At 37.6% G+C, this 1587-nt stretch carries 2 protein-coding genes and 1 pseudogene; 2 read left to right on the forward strand and 1 reads right to left on the reverse strand.

The window, feature by feature from the left end; translation table 11 throughout:
* Both HF990_RS14745 and istB read left to right on the forward strand, forming a co-directional pair.
* A pseudogene (locus tag HF990_RS14745) lies at positions 1-423 on the forward strand (IS21 family transposase); the annotation flags it as partial.
* Positions 411-1130 (forward strand): IS21-like element helper ATPase IstB, encoded by a 720-nt coding sequence (gene istB, locus HF990_RS14750; protein WP_168412885.1) that lies wholly within the window; start codon positions 411-413, stop codon positions 1128-1130. The pseudogene HF990_RS14745 and the gene istB, both read left to right, overlap by 13 nt.
* Here istB and HF990_RS14755 read toward each other — a convergent pair.
* Entirely contained in the window at positions 1113-1343 is a 231-nt protein-coding gene (locus HF990_RS14755; RefSeq protein WP_168412886.1) for a hypothetical protein, read from the reverse strand. The two genes, istB and HF990_RS14755, sit on opposite strands and share 18 nt — an antisense overlap.
* Positions 1344-1587: the final 244 nt, after the last annotated feature.

The following is a 1587-nucleotide window of genomic DNA, read 5'->3' on the forward strand; positions in this document are numbered from 1 at the left end:
GAGCGTTTATATGGCACAAAACAAAAATCAATGAAATGGCAACCATATCTTACGTTAATGGCCAAAAGGCCAAATGCATTAAAATATACGGATTTCTATGAAAAGATGCCGGAAGAATGGAAAAATTATTTTTCCAATTGTACCGTTCAAGAAAAGAAGGAAGCATTACAACTACTAGCTGTTTTACTAAAAGAACATGATTTCGAAGTTTCGACACAGGCTTTGAGGATTGCCTCCCAGTATGGTCATCCGAAAGTAGAATCGATTAAACAGGTATTTTATCAATTAATCAATGGAAGAGGTATACGAGAGCCAATTCAACCGAAAAAACACGTTCCAGATATGCCGGAAGCCATCCGAGGAGTAAGGCATTATGACCGCCTATTCGAATCCCAAGGAGATGTGGCATCATGGAACAAATGATTAAGGAATATGCCAAAAGACTAAAATTAAGCTGGATTCCAGCCAATTATCATACCATCCATGCGGAAACAAATGAGGAATTTTTACTGAAGCTGTTTGAACGAGAAGTGCAGCATCGAGATGAGAGAAGGATAAATTTACTACTAAAACAGGCGACATTGCCGAAAATTCCAAATAAACCTTATGATTGGCGGGAGATTCAACTAGCCCCAGGCATCACAAAAGATTATATTTTAGAAGGTGAGTTTACGAAAAATCAGGAAAACCTTATCTTCTATGGCGGAGTGGGAACCGGTAAAACATTCCTTTCCACTCTCATCGCCCTCAATTTGATGAAAAAACAAGGAAAAAGAGTGAAGTTCTATACGGCCGCCTCCATTGTCAATGCTTTATTGGAGGCCAATGAAAAAGGTGACCTTGGTAAATTTCTCAATCAAATCGAAAAGTTGGATCTCTTGATTCTTGATGAATTGGGCTATATTCCATTGCATAAACAGGGGGCAGAGTTATTATTTCAAGTTATTTCCATGTGTTATGAAACCAAAAGCATCATTGTGACAACCAATTTACCTTTTAGCCAATGGAATAATGTCTTTGGCGATCCCATTTTAACAGAGGCCGTCATTGATCGGCTGATTCATCATTCTTATTTAATCATCTTCAATGGTGAAAGTCACCGATACAAAGACTCAATCTCTCAACGTTAACCATGGAATTTGGCAAGTGTATGTATGCATTTTTAATTGCCATTTCATACATTTTCTACTTGCCAAAAACACTTTTGGTTGGTAAGTTAATTGGCCATAAAAGACTTTTGATTGGACCCCTTTAATGAGTTCTTCTGCACAAAAATTTTCATCAAATGTGATATTTTTATCTTTAATATTTAATAAATTACGTATAGAATAATGATGAGACATGTGACATCACTCCTTGTAAATGTGGTTTTGGTCGATTACATTTTACCAGAGTTTTGTCACTGTCTCATTTTTTTTGTTCAAAAAAATTGGTGCTGGTTTTTACTCACCAACACCAAATATTAGTGCGCCTGGCATGGGTGTAATCTATAGGGTGTAAGTCCCGAACTGTGAAGGCAGAAGTAACAGTTAGCTTAACGCAAGGGTGTCCGTGGTGACGCGGAATCTGAAGGAAGCGAGCGGCAAA

This window comes from Ureibacillus thermosphaericus, assembly GCF_012396605.1.
GTDB lineage: Bacteria > Bacillota > Bacilli > Bacillales_A > Planococcaceae > Ureibacillus > Ureibacillus thermosphaericus.

Excerpts from the sequence above, each read along its gene's own strand:
- istB (WP_168412885.1), top strand. The coding sequence starts at position 411 with ATGGAACAAATGATTAAGGAATATGCCAAAAGACTAAAATTAAGCTGG.
- HF990_RS14755 (WP_168412886.1), bottom strand. The coding sequence starts at position 1,343 with ATGTCTCATCATTATTCTATACGTAATTTATTAAATATTAAAGATAAA.